The 613-nt window shown below is 64.6% G+C and carries 1 pseudogene; it reads left to right on the top strand.

The features are described 5' to 3' along the window. Nucleotides 1-81: 81 nt before the first annotated feature. Nucleotides 82-613 (top strand): annotated as a pseudogene (locus DA1_RS30165) (hypothetical protein); the annotation flags it as partial.

Genomic DNA, 613 nt, shown 5'->3' with positions numbered 1-613 from the left:
GGTGCGAACGTGTCCAGTGCGACTTGCACGCCTAATACCTTCCCCTTCGTGGGCAATGGCACGGCGATCCTGTCTTGCTCCGTGAGCTTCACCACGCCGGTGGCGGCAGGTGGCAACACCAGCTTCAATCTGCCAGCTGTTCCGACGGCTGTGGGTTCGAGCACCAACACGGCCTCCTACGATCCGTCGGGCGGCATCAGCCCCGTCAATCCGACGGCCGGCTGCACGACGAACTGCGCAGCGACGCCTTCCACGCCGGTGACCCCTGGTACGCCAGCGTTGACGGTTACCAAGGCCAATCCCGGCAGCCTGGCCGTGGGCACGCCGTTCAACTACGCCTTCACGGTAGCGAATGCGGCTGGAGCGTTTGGTCCCGCCACCAGCGTGACCATCAAGGACCTGGTGCCTGCGGGTATCAGCATCACGGGCGTGCCGACCGGTGCAAACGTGGCCAGTGCGACCTGCACGCCCAATACCTTCCCCTTCGTGGGCAATGGCACGGCGATCCTGTCTTGCACGGTGAGCTTCACTACGCCGGTGGCAGCGGGTGGCAACACCAGCTTCAACCTGCCGGCTGTTCCGACGGCTGTGGGTTCGAGCACGAATACGGCTT

The sequence above is a fragment of the Delftia acidovorans NBRC 14950 genome (assembly GCF_001598795.1).
GTDB classification, from domain to species: Bacteria; Pseudomonadota; Gammaproteobacteria; order Burkholderiales; family Burkholderiaceae_C; genus Comamonas; species Comamonas acidovorans.
Note: the sequence above shows the minus strand (reverse complement) of the source record. Positions and strands in the feature narration are given on the sequence as shown.